The sequence below is a fragment of the Brasilonema sp. UFV-L1 genome (assembly GCF_012912105.1).
Taxonomy (GTDB): domain Bacteria; phylum Cyanobacteriota; class Cyanobacteriia; order Cyanobacteriales; family Nostocaceae; genus Brasilonema.
Map to the genome: position 1 here is coordinate 42,206 of NZ_QMEA01000020.1, position 22,829 is coordinate 65,034.

Annotated in this window: 19 protein-coding genes; 3 read left to right on the forward strand and 16 right to left on the reverse strand. The window is 42.3% G+C overall.

What is annotated here, in order from left to right:
• Positions 1 to 12 precede the first annotated feature (12 nt).
• The 8 genes from DP117_RS08790 to nfi all read right to left on the reverse strand — a co-directional run bounded on the left by DP117_RS08790 (position 13) and on the right by nfi (position 8,289).
• The gene (locus DP117_RS08790; protein ID WP_169217934.1) at positions 13 to 456 is read right to left on the reverse strand and encodes a response regulator; all 444 of its coding nucleotides are present in this window, start codon (positions 454 to 456) and stop codon (positions 13 to 15) included.
• Complete coding sequence (locus DP117_RS08795) at positions 416 to 1,876, reverse strand: GAF domain-containing protein (RefSeq protein WP_169217935.1); 1,461 nt, start codon at positions 1,874 to 1,876, stop codon at positions 416 to 418. Before DP117_RS08795 ends, DP117_RS08790 begins: the two co-directional genes overlap by 41 nt.
• A 307-nt stretch (positions 1,877 to 2,183) precedes the next feature.
• Positions 2,184 to 2,609 carry a hypothetical protein gene (locus DP117_RS08800; protein WP_169217936.1) on the reverse strand — a complete coding sequence of 142 codons (426 nt, stop codon included), beginning with the start codon at positions 2,607 to 2,609 and terminating at the stop codon, positions 2,184 to 2,186.
• Positions 2,610 to 2,774: 165 nt separating this feature from the next.
• The gene (locus DP117_RS08805) at positions 2,775 to 3,482 is read right to left on the reverse strand and encodes a GDSL-type esterase/lipase family protein (protein ID WP_169217937.1); all 708 of its coding nucleotides are present in this window, start codon (positions 3,480 to 3,482) and stop codon (positions 2,775 to 2,777) included.
• 76 nt (positions 3,483 to 3,558) lie between these two features.
• Positions 3,559 to 4,449, reverse strand: coding sequence for a type II CAAX endopeptidase family protein (locus DP117_RS08810; RefSeq protein ID WP_169217938.1), 891 nt, complete (start codon positions 4,447 to 4,449; stop codon positions 3,559 to 3,561).
• 130 nt (positions 4,450 to 4,579) lie between these two features.
• Positions 4,580 to 6,541 (reverse strand): FHA domain-containing protein, encoded by a 1,962-nt coding sequence (locus DP117_RS08815; protein ID WP_169217939.1) that lies wholly within the window; start codon positions 6,539 to 6,541, stop codon positions 4,580 to 4,582.
• 100 nt (positions 6,542 to 6,641) lie between these two features.
• Complete coding sequence (locus DP117_RS08820) at positions 6,642 to 7,286, reverse strand: FHA domain-containing protein (RefSeq protein WP_169217940.1); 645 nt, start codon at positions 7,284 to 7,286, stop codon at positions 6,642 to 6,644.
• A 337-nt stretch (positions 7,287 to 7,623) separates the two neighbouring features.
• Positions 7,624 to 8,289 carry a deoxyribonuclease V gene (gene nfi / locus DP117_RS08825; protein WP_169217941.1) on the reverse strand — a complete coding sequence of 222 codons (666 nt, stop codon included), beginning with the start codon at positions 8,287 to 8,289 and terminating at the stop codon, positions 7,624 to 7,626.
• A gap of 714 nt (positions 8,290 to 9,003) precedes the next feature.
• Between nfi and DP117_RS08830 the strand changes: the two genes are divergently transcribed.
• On the forward strand, positions 9,004 to 10,080 hold the full coding sequence (locus tag DP117_RS08830; RefSeq protein ID WP_169217942.1) for a hypothetical protein: 1,077 nt from the start codon (positions 9,004 to 9,006) through the stop codon (positions 10,078 to 10,080).
• A 79-nt stretch (positions 10,081 to 10,159) separates the two neighbouring features.
• Positions 10,160 to 11,125, forward strand: a complete 966-nt coding sequence (locus tag DP117_RS08835; protein WP_169217943.1) for an aldo/keto reductase — start codon at positions 10,160 to 10,162, stop codon at positions 11,123 to 11,125.
• A gap of 312 nt (positions 11,126 to 11,437) precedes the next feature.
• On the opposite strand, the gene DP117_RS08840 is transcribed toward DP117_RS08835, so the two are convergent.
• The 8 genes from DP117_RS08840 to purC form a co-directional block, all read right to left on the reverse strand.
• Complete coding sequence (locus DP117_RS08840; RefSeq protein WP_169217944.1) at positions 11,438 to 12,226, reverse strand: endonuclease; 789 nt, start codon at positions 12,224 to 12,226, stop codon at positions 11,438 to 11,440.
• Between the two features lie 158 nt (positions 12,227 to 12,384).
• Positions 12,385 to 13,680, reverse strand: a complete 1,296-nt coding sequence (locus DP117_RS08845; protein ID WP_169217945.1) for a DNA cytosine methyltransferase — start codon at positions 13,678 to 13,680, stop codon at positions 12,385 to 12,387.
• A 228-nt stretch (positions 13,681 to 13,908) separates the two neighbouring features.
• Entirely contained in the window at positions 13,909 to 15,078 is a 1,170-nt protein-coding gene (gene lpxB / locus DP117_RS08850; RefSeq protein WP_169217946.1) for a lipid-A-disaccharide synthase, read from the reverse strand.
• Between the two features lie 113 nt (positions 15,079 to 15,191).
• Positions 15,192 to 16,010: an acyl-ACP--UDP-N-acetylglucosamine O-acyltransferase gene (gene lpxA / locus DP117_RS08855; RefSeq protein WP_169218005.1), complete on the reverse strand. Its 819-nt coding sequence runs from the start codon at positions 16,008 to 16,010 to the stop codon at positions 15,192 to 15,194.
• A gap of 385 nt (positions 16,011 to 16,395) precedes the next feature.
• A complete protein-coding gene (fabZ, locus tag DP117_RS08860; protein WP_169217947.1) occupies positions 16,396 to 16,932 on the reverse strand; it encodes a 3-hydroxyacyl-ACP dehydratase FabZ in 537 nt (178 codons plus the stop codon).
• A 108-nt stretch (positions 16,933 to 17,040) separates the two neighbouring features.
• Positions 17,041 to 17,892, reverse strand: coding sequence for a UDP-3-O-acyl-N-acetylglucosamine deacetylase (lpxC, locus tag DP117_RS08865; protein WP_169217948.1), 852 nt, complete (start codon positions 17,890 to 17,892; stop codon positions 17,041 to 17,043).
• 305 nt (positions 17,893 to 18,197) lie between these two features.
• Positions 18,198 to 20,927 (reverse strand): BamA/TamA family outer membrane protein, encoded by a 2,730-nt coding sequence (locus DP117_RS08870; RefSeq protein WP_169217949.1) that lies wholly within the window; start codon positions 20,925 to 20,927, stop codon positions 18,198 to 18,200.
• A gap of 245 nt (positions 20,928 to 21,172) precedes the next feature.
• On the reverse strand, positions 21,173 to 21,910 hold the full coding sequence (gene purC / locus DP117_RS08875; RefSeq protein ID WP_169217950.1) for a phosphoribosylaminoimidazolesuccinocarboxamide synthase: 738 nt from the start codon (positions 21,908 to 21,910) through the stop codon (positions 21,173 to 21,175).
• Positions 21,911 to 22,524: 614 nt separating this feature from the next.
• On the opposite strand from purC, the gene DP117_RS08880 reads away from it, so the two are divergent.
• Positions 22,525 to 22,785 (forward strand): hypothetical protein, encoded by a 261-nt coding sequence (locus tag DP117_RS08880; RefSeq protein WP_169217951.1) that lies wholly within the window; start codon positions 22,525 to 22,527, stop codon positions 22,783 to 22,785.
• Positions 22,786 to 22,829 lie beyond the last annotated feature (44 nt).

Sequence of the window (22,829 nt, forward strand, 5' to 3'; positions counted from 1 at the left end):
GTCACTACCTTCCTAAAGTGGCGGTGGTTCGTTCATTAAAAGCCAGTACATCCCTAATTGCCGGACTGCTTCCGTAAACTCGATAAAATTTACGGGTTTGCGGATGTAACTGTTACACCCCAAACTGTAACTATTGAGCATATCTTGTTCTTCGTTGGAGGTAGTCAGAATCACTACTGGCAGCAGCTTAGTGCGTTCGTCTTCTCGCAAGCGGCGCAATACTTCAATACCATCAATGCGGGGCAGCTTTAAATCCAACAAAATCACCGTAGGCTTGAGGTTGATATTTCGTCCGGCATAAACTCCAGTTCCAAACAGGTAATCTAGGGCTTCAACACCGTCATGAGCCACTACAATCTCATTGCTGATGTGATTGCGCTTGAGGGCTCGGATTGCCAAAGCTTCATCATCAGGATTATCTTCCACTAGGAGAATAGTTTTGTTGTTCGCGCTCATGTCCTTCCTCCTCTGCTACTAATGTAAAGTAAAAAGTAGCCCCTTGTTCCACTGCTCCTTCTGCCCACACCCGACCACCATGCCGATGCACAATTCGCTGCACAGTGGCAAGTCCAATTCCATTTCCTGGAAATTCATTCATTCCATGCAAACGCTGGAACGGACTAAATAACTTGTTAGTGTACGCCATATCAAAGCCCGCGCCATCATCTCGAACAAAGTAGACGCTCTTGCCACTTTCGCTCTGACTCGCTCCAAACGAAATCCGTGCTTGAAGGTGCTTGGATGTAAATTTCCAGGCATTGTTCAGTAAGTTTACCAACAAAACTCGCAACAGACGGCTATCCCCTTGAGCGATCAGCCCTGTTTGGATCACAAATTCTACCTGCCGTTCTGGCTGACTCTGCTGTAACTCAGTACAGATTCCACGAGCTAACAGACTCAAATTCACAGTTTCTAGGTGCATGTCACTGCGCGTCACCCTAGATAAATTGAGCAGATCATCAATCAATTGCCCCATCCGGTGAGTCGCTCCCCGAATTCGCCGCAGGTAGTCCTGTCCGGTTGTATCCAGCAAATCAAAGTAATCTTCCAGCAAAGCTTGACTGAAGCCGTCAATACCGCGTAAAGGCGCACGCAAATCATGGGAGACAGAGTAGCAAAAAGCTTCCAGTTCCTTGTTCACTGCCTGTAGTTCAATGATCGCTCGTTGCAGTCCCTGGTTTAGCGATTGTACTGCTTGCTGGGCTTGTAGGCGCTCCACGACTTCCGCCCGTAGATCAGCCAGGAGTTCTGCGTGCTGGAGAGCAACTCCCAAGTGAGTGGCAATTTGGCTGACAAATTCGATTTCTGTCGCTTGCCATTCTCGCTGAGTGCGACATTGCTGAATACAGAGCAATCCCCAGAGTTTTTCACCTTGCAGAAGTGGCACTGCTAGGTTAGCTCGTACCTGAAATTGAGATAGAATCTGAATGTGACAGTCGCTCAACCCATAATTATAAATATCTGCAACAGCCTGAATTCGCCCCTGCTGATAATGGACTGCAAACTGTTCGCCAAAACAATGATCGTGAATTTTTTGCGCCATAGCTGAAGGAAAAGCTGGATCCACATCCTCAGAAACAAATTCTCCATCATCCCAGCCTGAGTTTGGATAGAAGCGAAACATCCCGACTCGATCTGCTTCCAAAAGTTGACGAACCTCAGTCGCTGTGGCTTGAAAAATTGTTTCCAAATCTAGAGGTTCCCGCAAGCGAGTAATCACACGGAACAATGCTTTTTGCTGCTCTAGTTGGAAATTAGCTTGATTGATTTGCTGCTGCAATTGTTGGACTTCTTCTGCCAGGATCTGCTTGAGCGTCTCAAATGCCGCTTCATCTCTACACAAGTTTTGTAATCTTACCAATATCTCTGGGTTCATTTCTCTGAGCGGCGTTAGATCAGGAGTTAAAAACTATAACTTGATTGCTGAACACATCTAGGACTTACGCAAAAACCCTTTTAAACTCTCTTAACTATGCGCCAAGGGCGCACGCTGCGCTAACGTGCTCTTTGCGTCCTACCCTGCGGGAAGCCCTTCGGGGAAGACCTTCGGTCTCGCTGCGCTAACGCAGTCGCCTCTGTCGGGAAACCCTCCTGCAGCGCTGTCTCACCGCTGCGCGTCTATGCGGTTTATTTTTTCATTATTTTGCGTAAGTCCTGACATCTATACTTTACACGTCATTTTTTCATAACAACTGTCCACCCCGGAAGCGCCAACGGACAAATAAAATTCGCATCAAGCTTTGCGAAACAAGAAAAACTGCCAACCACACGATGCTATAATGCACTAAAAACCAGAAAATTGGTAGTTCTTTTGCAACCGCTGGTAAGCCAATAATTTTGATACTACACAAAACAAATATCATTTCCCAAAGACCAGCCAACAATTGATATGTAGCAGGCCAATCCCTATCCCAACGATATTTTTGGATTTGGATATAAACCACATCCCAGACTAAGCCAAATATAGCTACATAGCTAAGTATCCAAAAATAAACAGAGTCAGGAGGAGAACCAACTAAACCGATTGCAAAAGGTATCGATACCAATACGCCGACAGTAAAAAATAGTAACAGTCGAGTTTGCCAGCGACCAAACAAAGTAGGAGTCATAACAATTCACGCATTCGCTCATTCAAAAATAAGAAACTCGAATTAGAACACCGATTCACTAATCCCAAAAACCCAGTTTCTGTTACCGGAAAGACTGAAATTTCCTTGGCTCGACAAGAAGAAACTAGGTTTTTTTGTTAGAATTGTGAATACTGAATCGGTGTTCTACAAGGAACTGGAATTGTAGCAAGCAAAAGCTTCCCAATTCATGACATCCTCTAATAAAGTTTGATACCCAAGCGTATTTGGATGAAGACCGTCTTTGCTCAAACGTTTGAGCCTCCATGCTTCGCCGCAATCCATCCATTTCTGGAAAATATCGAGATAGGGAATTCTCCTTGCAGAACAAGCAACTCGCATAGCTTCTTTGTAACGGTACTGGTCAATATGATTGTAGTAAAGGCAATCCATAAATGGCATTTTGGCTTCATCAACTGGTACCATGCCTACAAACAAAACTGGACATAATTGCTGTGCTTGGTCAAGTAAGGATGCAATGTGTGACTCAAAAACGGCAAAATCTGTATAGTTTCGTCCATTCAAACGACCTAACCGTGCTGAATCGTTGACTCCGACTGAAAGAATAATCAAGTCAGGAACCTGATTTCGTAGTTCACCTCGATGTCGAAATTCAACTTCTAGCCTTTGTGAGACTTGCTGAATGCGATCGCCTCGTACTCCCAAATTGTAAATAACATGACCTGGGCTATCTGGTGACATCCAACATCGCCGTAGTCGTTCGACCCAGCCGCCTCCTTCTGGATCGCCAAATCCATAGACTAAGCTATCTCCTAACGCGACAATCTTTAGAGGCTGGCAACGTTTTGGTACAACTGACAGATGCATTAAGGAACTTGTTTCAAATGTCTGCATCTCTTAAATATATATTTAATATCTCTATAGAATTCTATACATTTCCATACCACAGAGCATAACATTTCTTGTTTTTTCACGACTCTTTTTCAAAAGAGTTGATGAAGTAGGGGATGTTTTCATCTTTGCGTGGCCAGTTTTGGGAAAGAAAGCGTACTAGCACAGGTAGTGAGAGAAGAATCAACACGATGCCTAACCACAAGCTATGACGGACTTGTTCTAACTCGTTCATGACTGAGACAGTGTTATTAGATTCATTGGATAACAGCGTCATGACCACCACGAAAGAATTATTGATTGCATGGCAGGCAATAGGTACCATGAGCGAGCGTGTCCTAATATATAGCACTCCCAAAATCATTCCTACCATAGACAATCCCACAACATTCGTGTGCCCGATGCCGAACAACAGCGATGAACTTATCAATCCTGCTCGAATACCCCATTTACTTGCCCAGCGTTGTAAGATAATTCCTCTAAAGAGAAATTCTTCTGTCAATGGGGCCACAACCACTAACACGATAGCTCCCAGCAGATTGGATAACAGTGGTGCAGTCTTTTGAGGTGTTGGACTTTTAGCAGCCTCACGTAGGATTGTATCTACAAATGATGGAGCAGCTAATGACAATAGGTAAAATAACACCAGGTACGAACCAATAGAAAATAGTATCAACACAATAACTAAGCCTACCATTGGCAACCACCTATGATTATTTGGCAGCCGACCAACGAAATACCTGATGTGAATTCTAAAACGCTTAAAGTCTGCCAGTGTCCACAGACAAAGTAATCCAAACACAAAAATGTAGAGGATGAGATTCAAGACTTGAGGATGGAATTGTACCCCTGTTGTCGCTTGGATGATCCCCAGTCCTAAACCAAGAATAAAAAATATCAGTAAAAGCCGCAACAGCAAAGAGCGAACTTTGAGATGGAGAAATGGATTATTGCTATTTTCAGGAGTCATAATTATAGGGATGCTTTGCTTGACACTTCCACGGCTTTTAGCCGTTTGCTGCGCGTGCCGTAGGCATTGGGCTTTCTGCTTTCAACACTGTAAGCGTATCCAGCGCCTGCAAATTCTTTCGTCTGCGGGATCAAGGCGATTGATTGAACACCCACTTCAACCATTGTCCAAAAGAACTAAAAGCATTTAAGCGATGTACCCCAGGCGCACGGGCAGCGGCAAGACTATCCACAGCACATAAAGCCGCGTACTGCAAACCGAGGAAGCTATCAACCGCTGCATAGGGACCACCTAAAGTTGTTGCCCCAGCGGCATATATTTGACTTTTTGCATGACGCATCTCAACCAACTCAAAGTTGTTCCCAACAGATAAACGCCCCAGATAATTCAATGGTAGGTTGTAGTGTTTCACCAAATCCTCCAGTAGTGGGCTGGCTTGCGCTTTAGCATCCAGTCCGGTGCTATCAATAATAAAATCAGCATCTAGAGTCATTTGCCCAAAACCTTGTTCTTGGATATGTGTAAGAGGTCGGTTTTGAGCATCGCGTTCCACCTTTTGTACTTCGCCAAATTCAATTTTATACCAACCTTCTCTTAATCCTTCCTCGGTAATACGCTGCCAGTCACGGCGATCTGCAGTGGTGGTACCACCCCAGTCTGTGAGCAAGCGCTTGCGTTCATCAGTATTCGCTTTTTCTAGCATGACTCGCAGTTCGCCACCCCAACAAGCTTTTGGCCAGTTAAAAGGTTGGAATTCGTAATGATTATTGACGAAACGTTGTGCTTTTTCAAACTTGTTACCGATGGGTTTAGGCGATCGCATTAAATGCAAAACTGTAATATTTCGATTTCGTTGTCGTGCTTCATAAATGCGCTGCAAAATACGGGAAGCTACAATTCCTCGTCCCCGAATCAGCACTTTACCACCCTGTTTCTCCAGTTGTTCATAAACATGATTGTGGTCTTCGTAAGCATTGACCACAGACTTAAAATCTTGATACTTTTCCCTGTAAGCTTGCAAATCTGGAAGAAACTGAATCGCTGGATAGCCAATTGCCAAATGTAGATAACGAGCAACATGAAAAGCATGACTTCCTGGTCCTTGAGAATAAGCGACACAATACCGACCATCATCAGTTTTACGAATTGCCCGCACTCGTCCATAACGATAAATCTTATCCCAACCTATACGCTTTGCCTCTCGATTTATCGAATCAAACACATTTCCCGCACGAGGAGTATAAGTTTCAGCAAAAGTTGGTTCGTTAAACACTTGCCACAAATATTTAAATGACTGACTCAGGTTTGCCTTGGTAAAATCACGCCAAGACTCCCGTAACGCGTAACTAGGCCAACCCCAAATATTATCAGGACAAGAATCTGAATTAGAACGCAATCGTTCATGCAAAGGAATTTGCGAATTCATACAGAGGCGCTTGTATCGCGCATAAGGTTCTTGATCTAATCCCAAAGCCACTATTTTTTCACAACGAACACCCCAAATTCTCAGTAAATCTACCCAAATATAGCTACCCAATCCTGCTCCAATTGCAAGAAAATCACTTTCACCCACTGTTTTACCAGTTGCGTGCAGCGCTTGTACTGGAACTTTTTCCTCTTGAAACACAGGTGGTGGAAAACTGCTGCCCAAAGGTGTTGCAGCTCTGGGAGAAAGTAAGCTGGGATCTGGTAAATTGGTGTCGGGATTGAAGTGGATAGCAGAGTTGACACTAGGGGTAAGTGCAGGTGTGTTAGCAGCAACAAAGGTGATTGTGATTATGTACGGACCGATTTGCACAGTATCGCCATTCGCCAGAACACTGCGTGTTTGTCGCTGACCATTGACAAAAATGCCATTGGTACTTTTTTGGTCAGTCACTACCAACTGATTTTGTTCCCATGAAATCAGCGCATGAACTCGAGAGACTTGATGACTATTTAGCAACATTCGGGTAACGCGCTGTCCTCTGATTTCAGTTGGTAGCGCAGCAAAATCTCGTCCAAAAGCAATCGGTAAACTCAGGCGTGGTTCTCGCCTCTCTCCCGTTGTTGGTTCATCCCAACTTAATTGAATTTGTAAATTATTAGTCATTAATGTTTAATTAATAGTTAAAAGCAACTGATTATTTGTAACAAGTCATCAGTCAAAAATTTTTGAATGCGTAAATGCGTGAATTGACCTGTGAATTGACCTAATGATTGGGTGCTACTAAAACACTGGCTGCGCCAGCCAAAGAAGTACCGCACCAACGACACCAACAACAGCCGACTTGCAGATATTCAGATGAGGAAACTCTATGACATTTGGGGCACTTTAACCCATAGACTTCTTGCTGTACAGGAAGTACAGGTGGATGATGATGTCCTGGCGCTACTGCTTGTTGTGCTGGAGGTATCGCTAAATGAACTTGAGGTTGTGACTGTACAACTGGTTTTACAGGTTGAGGATTTGCTGCTGGTGGTTGCGGTGGTAACAAAATTGTTGTTGGGACACTGCTTGTTGTAGGGATAGAAACAGCAATCACCTTGAGCTGTTGTTGTCCTAAATAGATAGTACTGCCCTGATTTAAAACCACCTCACCCTGAACGAGTTGCTGTCCATCTACAAGAGGAGGATTTTGCTCTCGCAAATTTCTCAAGAAAAAGTGCTGCTGTTGAGTGTGAAAATAGATTTCAATGTGCAGACCCGATACAGTCTGATGACTCAGAACAATGTCACATCGGAGTGGATCGCGACCGATGCGGACGCTACCATGATTTTTGTTTAGACCGTGTTCATGAATTTTCTGAGTTTTTTGTTGACCTGCATCGTTCCACTGTAAAGTTAGTGTGTTCATTTTTAACCAAGTAACTCTATATATAAATAACTTCAGTTCCTTCCTGTGCGATTCCTAACATGACTGAGATAGAAAAAGCAAGTCTTTAAAAAATTGAAAATTAACTTATATTGAGCCAGCGTGAAATTTCTTTATACAACGCAACAATTCCTTGAACAATCGGTCACCGCTTTCTGTCACAATGAGATATCCAAGTTTTTAAACTAAGCTTATTTACTATAATTACCTAACACTATGAACCGTGATAACTCTGAACTGCAACTAAAAATCTGCCACACCAAGAACAACTTTCAAGTAAATGCTTTGGGTCTACTATACGACGCTTATTCCGATTTACTTATTTTGCAGACGCGAGTTTATCAGCGATGCGTGTTGTTTCTGGTAACCGATATTTCGTCGTACAACGCAATACATAATCAATTGCCGTAGGTAAACTAATTTTATGACCGCTAGAAATATAGAGTGGTTTTACTCCTGTACGTGTCCGTAAAACAACTCCAATTGTTTCTCCTTTATGTATCAGTGGTTGATAGCTACCGCGTGTTTCTGGTACATCTTCATGCTGACCAACAAGCAATGATTTAGCAACACCAATAGTAGGTATATCGACAAGTAAACCTAAATGACAAGCTATACCAAATCTTCGAGGATGAGCAATTCCCTGTCCATCACACAAAATAATATCTGGTATTATTTGAATCTTTTCCAATGCATCTAGTACAGCAGGTATTTCCCGAAATGAGAGAAATCCAGGGATGTAAGGAAATGTTGTAGGACGTCGTGCTAAGCTTGTTTCTTGTAGTTGTAAATCAGGAAAACTTAGCACTGCAACAGCTGCACGACTAATTGTTCCATCCGCTTCAAAACCCATATCTACCCCAGCCACAAATTGTACCGGTTCTTTGAGTTTATCTTCAGTAATAACCTCATCTCTGAGTTCTTCTTGAATTTTTATCGCTTCATCTACTGTTAGAGACCAAGCATGACGTTGAGAAATTTTCATATTTTATAGCTTTTTTATAGCTTTAGTTAAATTTTGCAGGACTTACGCATAGACACGAAAGAAACCGGGTTTCACAGACAGAGACTTACGGTTAAAATAACAATTTTTCGTAAACTCAGATCTTGCACCTGAGTTAAAAACCGGGTTTCTTGAGAATACCTGCTCGTATAAACCTTAATTTCTCGTTTATAAACCCTAGGTTTGGGTCTTGTTGAGAATGGTGCAAGATATCAGTAAAGAAACCCGGTTTCTGCGTAAGTCCTATTTTGCAGGACTTACGCAAAATAATGAAAAAATAAACCGCAAAGGACGCAAAGAGCACGTTAGCGCAGCGTGCGCCCTTGGCGCATAGTTAAGAGGGTTTAAAAGGGTTTTTGCGTAAGTCCTATTTTGAATGAAATCCTACCCTAGGGTTCGGACGCTACGCAATGCGTGAATTTTGAATTTCCCGGAGAGACTGACGTTGCTCTTTACAGTGACTTTACTTAAAATCTGACTTTAGATAGATGCAGTGAACCCTTGATTTTACTGAGACTCCCATTGGTTACTTATTGGAAGAGCAATGATTGTTTAGTGCGAAAAAAGTTTGTTGTTCGATATGTTACAGCTAAATTTTGCCATGATCAAGTCTAACAACAAGCCGCGACAGGACTACACAGTCTTTTCCTAAAGGCGTAGAAATCTGTTCACTCAGGTCAAAAAAGTAGGTGTGAGATGAAAAAGTTTAGATTACCTATATGGTTTCCTTACCCCAGTTCTTGGTTAAATGCCTTGATATTATCAATGTTCATGACTGGGTTGGTCGCTTTGATCAGGCGTAGCAGCGGTTTGGATTCCTATTTCGCTCAATGGTCAAATAACCTAGAATTAGTGACCATGTTTGTCATATTCATAGCAATATTACCAATTCCTGCGATCGCCTTTTTTCATCACTTCTTTCTTGGTCGCTTCATCCCCGCGATTCCAGGAGAACCGACAAACAATATCAAGGGATTTGTTCCTGGAATTATCAGTTGGTGGGAAAGTTTATATAGCTGGCTTGTGTTTGTCTTTTCGACTCTGATTGCAATATTTTTTTCGACTCCTTTTTTACCTTTGTTTAAGGTCAGCTACGAAAATTTTATTGACAGCAATAACCAGCCTCACAAAAATCTGCAAGTCATCTTTACTATTTTCTGGATAATCAGCGCGGCTATTTTTTACCACATCGAGTATTCATTTAAATACCACTTGATTTTTGGTGATGTTGTTACTGCTGATTCTGAAAGTGTCAAGACAACGAGTAATGTACCAGTAGAGAATAAGACTGAAATTCAACCAACAGTAGCCAGTGTCCCCGAAACAAAACAAACTGAGCCAGCACCGACAAAAAAGTCCAATCTTATTGACTGGATTGTGAAAAATGGAAAGTTAGTTAAGAGACTTTTCACACTTGTTTTAATTTCCTTAATTGGTTTATGGATATACCTATTTACCAATTTGCCAGAAGTGAAACCAAGTCTATCATCTGCAAAGATATCTTTGGTCAATCAAATAGAAGTCTCTTCTCAACCGACTCCTGACAATGGTAATTATACGCAAGCGATTAATAAAGCTAAAATTGCAGCACGGCTAACCAAGTCAGCACAAACTGAAGATGAGTGGAAAATAGTTCTTAATCGGTGGGAACAAGCAATTAGACTTTTGGAAAAAGTACCCCTTTCTAGCGAAAACTACCCAATGGCGCAGCAAAAAATTATTCAGTATCAAATTCATCGGGAATTTGCTAGGCAAAATGCCGCAGTCAATTAGTTTGTAAAATTTATACTGCCTACAGTGACACTTCGCTAACATATAAAAAGAAAAGCGGATTTACCCCAGGAAGAAAACTATGTCAGGAAACACGACGCGGCGTAACTTCCTCATCACTAGTGTTGCTGTTACAGGCAGTATAGTGGGAGCGTCTGCTTTGCAACACAAAGCAGCTGACACTGCGACACCACCAGCAACAATGCTAGAACGAGTGCTGGGACGCACAGGAGTCAAAGTTCCCATTTTTGGGTTAGGAGGGGCAGGACAAACACCTCTCTCTTGGGAAGGAAAAGAACGTGATGCTGTCGCAATTATTCAAAAAGCGCTTGACCTTGGCATCCGTTACTTTGATACTGCAGCTGATTATGGACCAAGTGAAGATTATTTCGGGAAAGTCGTACCATCTCATAGAGCAAAAATTTTTCTTGCAAGCAAAACAGATAAAAGGGATCGTGATGGTGCGTGGCGAGAATTAGAAAGAAGTCTCAAACGTTTAAACACAGACTATCTTGACTTGTGGCAATTGCATCACGTCTCTTTCCGTGAAGAACTCAACTCTCTCTTTAGTTCGTCCGGTGCAGTGAAAGCCTTAGAAGAGGCAATGCAGCAAAAACTCGTTCGATTTGTTGGCATCACTGGACACCGCGACCCAGATGTAATTGCTGAAGGATTACGTCGCTATCCGTTCCACACAACGCTTATCCCCGTCAATTCTGCTGACAAATATCATCCGCGCCCATTCCTTCCAGTCGTTCTTCCAATCGCACAACAAAAAAATGTCGGTGTGATTGCTATGAAAGTACCGGCTTACGGCAGACTATTCAAACCAGGGGGAGTAGATGGGATGCAGCAAGCTATGGGATATAGTTTGTCTCAGCCTGGTGTTCAGTGTTGCGTCATTGCAGCTGAAACAGTCAAGCAATTGGAAGATAATGTAAAAGTCGCGCGAGCTTTCCAACCTCTTGGCAATAAAGAATTAGCCGCAATTGAGCAGCGTACTGCTGCAGTATGGCAGGATAGCACGTTTTTCCGAGCTTGGACATGAAATCTTGCTATTTCTTAAAATCATAGTCCGCAGCGACCGGAGGGAAGCAATCGCAACCCGCTAACTGAAAATTTCCGTTCTAGAAGTTGTGGGCGTAGCGAAAGCCCCCGGCTAGAAGCCGGGGGTAAGCTTACCTCCGTATACTCGCAAGATTACCAATATATTGTCTATCTACATAATCTGTTGTTTTCCCTTTCTTTTTATCTCCTGATTCCATCAACACTTTCAAATGTCTGCTACCACCTTTTGAAATATTTTACTCCTCAAAGAGTGACACAAGAGGGCTAACACTCGCCTCATGTAGTCTATGGCTTACTCGTAAATCCTGTAATTTTTTAAATCTGTTTCGGATATTTGCTCTGCATGGACTAGCCTGTAATGTTTTTCTTGTACTACCTTGACTTCGCCTTCCTCTAGCGTCAGTTCAAATATTGCTATTACGTTATTCTTCATAAACTGAGCCGATATAGTCCGACAAATCAACTCAGGAAATTTTATAGTGCAGTAAGCAATGTCTTGCTTTGTCTGAACAATGCTAATTTGGTCACTACCACTTTTAGCTTGAACAGGTATGATAAAATGCGCTCCATTACGATTTACACCAACATAAAGTTCATCTATTTCTATTTGACCAACTCCATTGACAGCAGTTCTGAGATGATTTTGTAGTGAGTAAGCCGTAATTCCTAAAAATATATCTATCAGCCGATTATAACGTATTTTAGTTAGGAGAGCCTGCTCATCGCCAGATGAATACTTGCTGATAATTTCTGGAGTAGAGTCAGGAATTTTTATTTGCACCAAGCTACTTGAGGGAACAATTCGGTTAATACGTTCCAGACGAAACCTGTAAATTGCACGTCCTGCTAACTCTATAATCCACTGCAATCCTTCAGGTTCTGTATTTGTTATTTCTTTAGGTAATGGTCTTCTAAATCGATAAGCATAAATAACATCACCAAGATTTTTTGGATCAAGTCCAAGCCTAACTCCAACGGCTTCAAGTTCAGAGCGAGTAAATTCAAATTGATCTATACCTGGTTCGTAATGCTGCCTAAAAATTTCAAGAATTACAGTGTTATATATTCTTTCCTTACTCATACCATTTCTCTATGAAGTTGAGTTTAATTCAACCCCCTTGTAGTCCCATGCTAGGTGCTATAACGCGCTTAACCAAGGGCGCACCGGCTCTCCAAGGTATTGGGAAGACGCCGGAGGCGGAGGATAATGATTAAGCGCATTGTTACAGAGAATTGCTATCACCTTGAATTTCTCTTCCTTGGCTCTATCACCTGTGGATTAACACCGTAATATTCAGCAGCTTGAGACATATCATACATCAGTAAATTTTCGTTTCCTAGTTCTTGTATAATTCTAGGTTTAAATAGATATACACCAAGAACTTTTATAATTTCTAACGCTACAGCCTTAGCTAATAATGGTGGAACAGAATTTCCTATTTGTCGAAATCCATGCCATTTTGTGACATGAAATCTGAACCAATCTGGATAAGAATGTAAACGTGCAGCTTCACGCACAGTAATGCATCTTGGGGTAAATGGGTGAATTGGTCTAGCAGAAGTAAAAGCTCCTCTATTACTGGGAGTTCCTGCTCTAAGTGTATTGCATATTCCTTCAGGAGCAAGTTTATGAAAGCGGCTGACAGGTTCTGTTTTCCCAGCAGGAGTAGCTTCAAACCTTTTGATAGATTGAAAAGTATGCTTTGTTCTTAAACTTGAGGTGAGCATTCTAGAGTCATATTTACGCTCATATGAATAGTCTTTATCTGTATAGCAAAGACCACGAAGTTGTCTAGCATAATCACTTGGTTTACCAAATTCTGCAATCACCGAATCTTTTTCAAAAAGCTCTATATAATCTTCGACTTCAGGTAAGTCGCCAATTGCATCCCAAACTGTTGGACTTAATGGTAATTGGTTTTTCAATTCTGCTTTATTTAATTTTGCAGGTCTAGTCAGGGCTGCAGGATAATTTGGTAATTCTAAATCCTGACGACAACCTAGCAAAAATAATCTTTCACGATTCTGTGGCACTCCGTATTCAGCAGCATTTAAGACTTTGTAATCTTTGCGAACTTTGTAACCACTTTGCTCAAATTCATTGATAATTACTGAAATAAACTCTCTGTGCTTTCCTAGAGTCATTCCTTTAACATTTTCTAAAACAAAAAACTTTGGCTGCAATTCTATAACTAAATTTATAAAATTTTTGACTAGGGAATTACGAGGGTCATCAAAAATACGTTTACCTATCAATGAAAAACCTTGACAAGGTGGTCCACCAAATACGACATCTATTTCTCTATCACCAATAGAAGAGCGACTTCTAATTTCTGCTGCAGTAGTATCAACGACACTTTTACATAAAATACGCCAAAAAGGAAAATTAAATTCATGTGTTGCACAATGAACTGGATCAATTTCAATAGATGCAAGTACGTCAAATCCTGCTTGCTCAAAACCAAGAGTCATGCCACCAGCACCAGCAAATAAATCAACAGCAATAGGTCTTTCTTTCTGATTACTATGAATCATCTTGGATTTTTTAGCTACTCATTATGGATTTTAGATGAAAAATGTATAGAGGCGCTGTTACAGCAAATCTAAATTATTTGTGAACATCTTCTCTCTTTTCTTCCTTTGCGTACTTAGCGTACTTCGCGGTTAGTTATCATAATTTTTTGTTCACGACCTATCTAGGATTGCTGTAGCAACGCCTCTACCCTGGATGATTGACTTTTAGCTTAATTTCAAATCTAAAATCTAATGCTCACAATGTGGTAGCATTTGCAAAATTTCTTTAGCAGCGCGATCGCACACTCCCACTTCTCCCAAACACTGTCGCATTTCTTGATAATCTTCCAACATCTGCTGTTTACGCTTGGGATTAAGCAGTAATTCCAAAGCTGCTTGAATAACGTTCTCTGGTGTCGCTTTTTCTTGTAAAAACTCTGGCACAATTGGCTTCATCACAACTAAGTTGGGTGGCGATGCAAAAGGTATAGAACCTTTGAGCACAGTACGCGCAATCCAAGCTGTTATCGGATGAAGTCGGTAGAGAACAACTTGAGGCACTTTCAACAGTGCCAGTTCTAAGTTAACTGTACCAGATTTGGTGATTGCTAAATCAGCAGCGGCGAGGACTTCCTGAGTTTTTCCAGATACCACAGAAGCTCGTAAACCATACCTGTGTATCGCTTGTTCTATAGGTTTTCGATAGATTTCCAGAGATAGAGGTATCCAAAAATGCACATGGGGTAATTTTGCTTGAATCACCTGAGCAGCCTGAAACATGACAGGTAGAAGGTGTTTGAGTTCTTGGCGACGAGAAGCGGGGAGAAGAGCGACACTGATTACATCTTCCGCAATTCCTAAATTAGCACGAGCCGCTTCTCGACTAGGAAAGTTTTGGACTCTATCTACCAAAGGATGTCCTACCCAAGTTACTTTTGCTCCTTTTTCTTGGAAGTAACGCGCTTCCTCTGGAAAAATAGCTAACAGCTTGTCTGTTATACTAACAATCAAATTTGTGTTACGTGAATTAACGGACCAAACCCACTCTTGAGGTGCAATATAGTACACTATAGGAATTTGTGACAAGTTTAGGCGAACATAATTGCCAATTCCCAAATTTGGTCCCATGTAGTCGATAAGTATCACCAAATCAGGTGGATTTTGTTTGAGATAGGCGATCGCCTGCCGCTGCATTCTGAGTGTTGGTAACACATAAGGCAGTGATTCCAAAATCCCAACCGAGCCAATCTCACTCGTATTACCTATAACGATAGCTCCAACACTTGCCATTTTTTCGCCACCCAGCGCCACAATCTCTAATTCCAAGCCAGCAGCCGCAGCTTGGCGCTTGAGTGCAGTAACAAGTAGCGACCCTTGCAGGTCGCCAGAAACTTCACCAGTACTGATAAATATTCGCATTTATAAATTTAGGAATAGGAATTGGAGAGTAGGGGAAGTGGGGGAAGTGGAGGGAGTCGGGGAAGAAAGTACTCCCCTAACTCCCTTAACTCCCCCATCTCCCCCACTCTGAATTATGATTCGTCACTCACGGCTGCTTTTCCTTTACCAGGAATTAAGCCACGTCTTCCTGGCATTTGAGAAAGCAGCAAAAAGCGACGTAGATGCTGTAATTGTTGGGTATCACCCAGGAGTTCTAGCTGTTCTAAGGAATCCTTGAAAAGCAACTCAGAACGATAAAGAATACGGAAGGCTTTTTTAAGGATTTGAAATTCGTCAGGAGTAAAACCAGCGCGTTTGAGTCCGACAAGGTTTAGTGAACGGATTCGCGATGGATTTCCTTCGACAAGCATATATGGAGGGACATCTCGCTCAATGCGACTCATACCTCCCACCATTGCGAAGCTACCAATATGGACAAATTGATGAATTCCTAGGACTCCACTAATGACTGCTCGTGATTCTATGTGAACGTGACCGGCGATCGCCACAGAATTAGAAATAGTCACACTGTCTTCTACCACAGAATTATGACCGACATGGACGTAAGCCATGAGCAAGTTACCGTTACCTATACGAGTTTCTTTACCCGCACCAGTTGCACGGTTAATCGTGACGTACTCGCGAATGCGATTATCATCTCCGATTTTAACCCAGCTAAATTCGCCATTATATTTCCGGTCTTGGGGTTCCATTCCAATAACCGCTCCCGGAAAAATTTGATTTCGTGCCCCAATTTCTAAAGGTCCTTCCAGTACAGCATGAGCGCCGATGGTGGTTTCTGGACCTACTTTGACATGCCCTCCAATGACAGCATAAGCACCGACTTGCACTGTAGGGTGCAATTCTGCATCAGGATGAACGACAGCTGTAGAATGAATTAACGTTTTCAAGGGTGCATCTCCAGAACAAACTTGAGTGCTGAGCATTTAGTTATTTAGTAGCCGAAAGTGTCAGGTAAGCTACTCAAGTGTGAGGGTGTCGAAAATATAGAACTCAAATAATAATGCTATTGTGGGCTGTGTATTTTACTGGTATCCTTATCAGTTACCAGTTATCAGTTATCAAGTACCCGCAGTATCAATTATCAATTATCAATTATCAATTATCAGTTATCGATTTGATAATTGTTCATTGCTGATTGCTCATTGTTCATTGATAACTGTTCATTGTTCACTGTTCAGTGTGTACTGTGTACTGTGTACTGTTTGAATCAAGATTTGATAAAGGCACGTCACGGTCATGCCTTTACCACGCTTCTACCACAAAAGCAAATTTTTAAGATACGAGGGAAAACATCAGTTCGCCTTCAGTAGCCAGGTGACCATCAACTTCGGCATGCGCTTGCATTTTACCGAAACGACGTTGTTTTACCCACAACAGTTCCACGGTCATAACCAGTTGATCCCCTGGCACAACTTGACGTCGGAAGCGAGTTTTGTCGATACCAGCAAAGACAAAGAGTCCGCCTTCCAACTCTGGAAGTTGAGTTAAAACAATACCGCCGACTTGTGCCATTGCTTCTACAATCAGTACTCCTGGCATAATTGGACGTCCTGGAAAATGACCTTGAAAATGAGGTTCATTGATAGTGACGTTTTTAATGCCAACAGCTCGTTTCCCTGGCACATATTCAATAATCCGGTCTACGAGCGCAAAGGGGTACCGATGAGGTAGCAGCTTTTGGATCTCTTCGACAGAGTAGATAATTTTATTGTCCGACTTGTTTGTGCTTGTATCATCTGCCTGATTGTTGGTAGATGCGGGTGTGGGAGCATCAACAACAGTATTGATTTGTTCGGTAACGGTTGACATTGAGACTGTTATTTGCCTTCTATTTTTGCTCTTTCCGTAGGTGCTTGTTTGAACCTCCCCCTTTTGATTTGGGATTTGGGATTTAGGATTTAAGAACCAATCTAAAATCTAAAATCCAAAATCTAAAATCTTTTGTGCCAGTTGAATGTGTAAATTGTGGCTGGCTTTATACGCCAAGAAATGAGCGCAAGGGAAAATTCCAAGTAAGCTTAAATCTCCTACTAGATCCAAGATTTTATGACGTACTGGCTCATTTGCAAATCTTAATGGCGGATTTAGCCAACCTTCTGGTCCACAAACAAGTGCATTCTCTAAGCTTCCACCTTTAATTAACCCAGTTTGCTGTAAGTGTTCGATTTGATGCAGTAAACCAAATGTACGGGCAGGAGCAATGTCTGTAACAAAGCTAGAATAAGGGTTTACTTTGTTAGTACTAAGTAATAAGCTGTGCCATTGATTACCAATTGCTGGTAAATCAAAATCAATTCCGTAGGTAAAACGAGTTTCTGGGGCTGGAAGGGCACAGACAAAAGCATCACCCTGACGTACCCAAATTGGCTGGTCAATAACTAGGGGAACTTTATCCTCAGTTAAGTTTTGTGACGTTAAGCCAACTTGGGCGATCGCCTCTGTCCATACTTTTGCCGAACCATCTAAAAGTGGCACTTCTGGGCCATCAATTTCAATTCGGGCGTTATCAACTCCCATTGCGCTAAGAGATGCGAGTAAATGCTCTACTGTGCGGACGTATGCTTCTTCTTTACCCAACTGAGTCGAAAGCACAGTTTGATGAACCGCTGCGACTTGGGCTGGAATTATTGGAGTATCGGGCAAATCTACACGTACAAAGTAGCGTCCACTTCCTGCTACATCTGGGCGTATCCGAACTTGGGTTGTGACTCCGCTATGCAGTCCTACCCCTGTTTGGATGATTTCTGCTGCTAATGTGTGTTGTTGCATATTGTTTTTTGTCCTTTGTCCTTAGTCATTGGTCTTAACTTATGACTAATGACCGAATCAGTTATCAGTTATCAGCAGGACTTACGCAAAATAATGAAAAAATAAACCGCAAAGGACGCATTAGCGTAGCGTGCCCGCAGGGCATAGAGCACGAAGTTAAGAGAGTTTAAAAGAGTTTTTGCGTAAGTCCTAATCAGTTATCAGTTATCAAGGAAGCGCAGTATCAGTACTTGTTATTCATAAGCGCTGATTTGTGTGTACTGTGTACTGTGTACTGTTTACTGATAACTGTTAATAATGAGTACTTAGAACCTTTCACCAATACCAAAATTGATCCGGCTATCTCCATCGTCGCTGATACCGTAGTCAATACGAATCGGTCCTAAAGGAGACTGTACCCGTACTCCAATACCATAGCCGTAGCCACTCCCGCTTTTGTTCAGTATCTCAGCTGCTTTGGTTCCGCTTCCCAAATCGGTACCAAGATCGAAAAAGAGTGCGCCACTGACGACTGAGAAAACTGGGAACCGATACTCAAGTGATGCTTGTACGAAACTGCGTCCACTCCCTAAACCTCCTTCGTCATATCCTCGAACGGAGTTGCTACCACCAAGAGAGAAAGCTTCGTAGGGAGGTAAGTCACCGAGAATTGTTCCCGCTTGAAGATTAAAAGCAAGGGTTTGCGGTCCTTTGCTGAAGTTCAGAAAGCTGACAGGGAGGTATTGACTGTAGCTACCCCGCAACCTGGTTAGTAAAATATTGCCTAATCCTATCGGTACTGATTGGTCAAGACCAACGCGGAAGAATGAACCCTTGGTAGGTTGTAAAGGATTATTTCTCAGGTCACGTGCAACACCAAGTTGCAATAACAGCAAATCGTCTTCACCTTCTCCAGATTGGCTCAACTCAACGAATTGATCCTTTGTGTCTTCGAGTAGTCCAATCTTTCTAATATCGCCATCAGCATCTTTGATGGAAACTCGTTGATATTGCAAACCAGCTGAAGCTGTCCATTGTGATCTCTCGAAGGGATTTCTGGACAAGGGACGGGTGAAGTTAACGCCACCTCCTAAACGCGTGATGCGGGGGCGATCGCCATCGTCGTCAGGTTTATTGGGGTTATAAGTCTCAATATTTTTATCATCACCCTCAAAAATTAAGGAAATCGACCGACGACGGAAGAGATTTGCCGTATACGAAGTCCGGAAGGGATCACCTGCTATCCAGGGATCTGTAAAGCGCAGGTCAAATAAAAATTCATCTCGCGTTCCCAGTTGTATTTCTGCCCCTAATTTTTGATTTCTACCGTTGAGGTTTTGCTGCTGATAGCTGAGAGAACCAAACAGTCCACTTGCAGAACTAATACCAGCACCAGCTCCAATAGAACCACTGTTGCGCTCAACAACATTAACGATCACATCCACTCTACTAGGATCTTTGCCCCCACTGGCGTCTGTACCTGGGTCAAGAGAAACATTGACATCTTCAAACAGTCCTAATCCAAAGACCCTTTGTAAGTCTTTTTGCACTGTGTTTCTGTTAAATATTTTTCCTGGCTTTAACTCCAGTTCTCTTGTGACGATATAAGGTTGTGTCCGTCCCCGGATTGGTTCTCCCTTATCATTTGTCACCTGACCTTCTTTATTGCGGAATTGTACTCGTATATTTGCGACTACCCCTTCTGCGACTTGCAAGTTGACAACGCCATTTTCTGAAACTTGCGGCGCTCCAATCACGTTTGCGAGTACGTAACCTTGGTCTTGATAGCGTTTAGTTAATTGCTTGATACCTTCTTGTAAATCACGCAGGTTCAGTATTTTACCATACTGCTCTTTGAATATTTCATCCGCAGTATTAGCAGGTAGTACGGATGGTACATTTGTGCCAGGATTTGCTTGTACCTGCACTTTCGTCAAGACAGGATTGGGTCGTACAACAAAGCTCACCCGTACTCCCAAAGGAGTATCTTCCGGTAGTGCTTGAACGTTTGAGAAGAAACCGGTGGCGAAGATAGAGTTGATATCCTCTTGCAGTTGAGAACGGGTTGTTGTTCGTCCTGGTTGGGTGCGAATTGCTCGATAAATTTGCTCTTCCAGTTCTGGCGTGATTTGTTGACCAGTTTCTGATCTAATGAAAACTTCAGAAACTAGCACGCGGGGTTCAGCAGCTTCTGGGGATTGTTCTGGTTGGGGACTTCCTGGAATTTGTGGAGATGTTGGTTGAGTCCCAGGTTCATTGGTTCCATCTGGTGTAGTTGGAGTACCAGGAGTTTGGGGCGGTATCTGCTGCTGTTGATTACCAGGAGCAGGTGTTTGTTGTTGAATGCTTGGGAAAGAAGGTGTTTCGGGAGAATTTTGTCCCGGTTGAGCTTCTGGTTGATTGGTGTTATCTGGCGTGGTGGGAGTATTAGGAGTTTGGGTTGGTATCTGCTGCTGTTGATTATTTGGAACGGGTGTTTGTTGTTGAATGCTTGGAAGCTGATTGGTATTTCCCGGTGCGGGCGTCGTATTTGGGACTTCGGGGGATATTTGTTGCTGTTGAGTGTCGGGTGTGGGTGTTGCTTCCGGATTTTGTGCAGTTGTTGACGATTTTCTTGGCAGTGTAACCTTTTTTGTGGCGGTTGGTGCTGCTTGTTGACTGGTTAAAGGTTTTAAAGCCTCTGCTGTCTGCTGAAAACTCTTGAGAGGTTGTATTGTCACTGACTTTTGTGCTGCTAAAGTTGGAAATCCGGTTGCAGCTTTGTACTGTTGACTAGTTAAAGGTTTTAAAGCCTCTGCTGTCTGCTGAACACTGTTGAGGGGTTGTGTTGTCACTGACTTTTCTGTGAAACTTGGCACTATGACTTCCGGTTTTGCCACAGATGCTGAAGCTGGAAAAATCCCGACAACTTGATGCTCCTGATGAGCTGTGGGTTTCAAAACCTCTGCTGTCTGGTTTGAGTTTGAACTATTGGGGGTTTGTGCATTTGCACTCAGTAAACTACCAAAAGGGGACGAAATCGCCACAACTGTGACTAAAACGGGAGATAAGCGCATTTTCTTTAGATTCCTCTTCACATCCACACACCATCACAAGGCAATCATGCTTTCGAGCAAAGGTTATGCAAAAATTACATTCCTACTTTTGCAATTTACCTTTATCAGGCAAATGACAAAAGACAAAACTGAATAAAACTCATTTGCTTTTCCTTTTTACCAGAAGTCTGAGGAATTGGGGATCACCGATGAAGGATTGGGGATAACCTAGTTCCCAGTCAAGAGTCTCCAATACCTCCGTAGCATCAAGTGCTTTCTACAGCTTTGAGTACTCGTTGTAAAACCTCCTGGTACGCATTTTCTACATTTCCCAAATCTCGACGGAAACGATCTTTGTCAAGTACCCGCAGATTCGGATCATCTCCTTTGGAGTTGTCCCACAAGCGACAAGTATCAGGGCTAATTTCATCTGCTAATAGCAATTGTTGTTGTGCGTCCAAGCCAAACTCCAGTTTGAAGTCTACTAAGGTAATGTCGCACCGCCCGAAAAAGTCACAGAGAAACTTGTTGATTTGTAATGCTAGATGGGTAATACTATCCACTTGTTCCACAGTCGCTAGTTCCAACAGGAAAAGGCGATCGCGTGTTAACAATGGATCTCCAAGTTGATCATTTTTGTAATAAAACTCGACCAATGGCTGTTTTAGCACAGTACCCAGTGCTAATCCTGTTTGTTGGCAAAGACTCCCAGCCGCAATGTTTCTAACAACGACTTCTAGGGGCAAAATCTTCAATGCCTTTACCCGCATCTGATGAGGACTAGGGCTGTCTATATAATGAGTCTTTATGCCATGTGCTTCCAGTTGTTGAAATAATTTACTGGAAATGCTACAATTAAAAGTTCCTTTATTCTGTATCAATCCTCGCTTTTGAGCATTAAAGGCAGTTGCATCGTCTTTAAAATCAGCTAATAAGATATTAGGCTCCTCCGTCGTATAGAGGATTTTAGCTTTGCCCTCGTATACTCTTGTTTGAATAGACATGGCGAAAGGTAAAGTTATCAGTAATGGACCGCTTTTATGGTTTGCGGCTTAATCATTTTATCTCTAGTCATTAGCTATTAGTCATTAGTAACAGACAAATGAGATACGCACCCGGATCTATGCTGATTTTAAGAGGATGTTTTAAAAGGGTTGTTCTATGTCATGTTGAACGCAGCAAAGCGGAGTGAAACATCTCAGTATATGCCCAAAATCCTAGATTCTATGTCCTCTTGTCCACGCTGCGCTAACGTTCCGCTTTGCTCCACTGCCCTCCCTTGCCCGCTGCGCGCTCCAGAATGACAAAATTATACTTTCTCGGACTTTTCAAACATCCTCTAAGATTAAGATGGTTGTCTTTAGATGACAAAAAAGATGCGAGTGATGTGTATAAAAATATACAATAATGGCTCATAAATTTTAGCTGTCTAAATGTTAGAATGAAATCTCGAAAAGAAAAAAAGATGACATTCTATCCGGTAATTTTCGTTTAAGTTAAACGCAATGATTCGGTTAAAGGCACAAGAATTTAGTGAGCAACCAAAGGAAACTCAACAGAGGTTACGAGCTATCTTTTGGAGCCGAAAACAGGGGGGATTAAGTCAATGGAGAGAACAATGGTAAATAAAGACGATTTTCTCTATCCTCGTGGTCGCTACTATGGTCAGGTCAAACCAGAAAACCTGGTTTTCAATGCTAACTTGCAGGAATTTGCGCAGAAAATAAGTTACATTTGTAACTTAGAAACAGCAGGGAAAATACCACCAGAGCAAGCCTACGATCAAATTAAGGAGCTTTGGAAGAACATAAAGCGCTCGAAAAAACAACTAGGAATTGGTGAAGATCCTTTTAAGAATGATCAGGGGAACAGTCAATAAGTCACGAATGATGAATGAGAGTATTCCGGTTAGGAATTCATAAT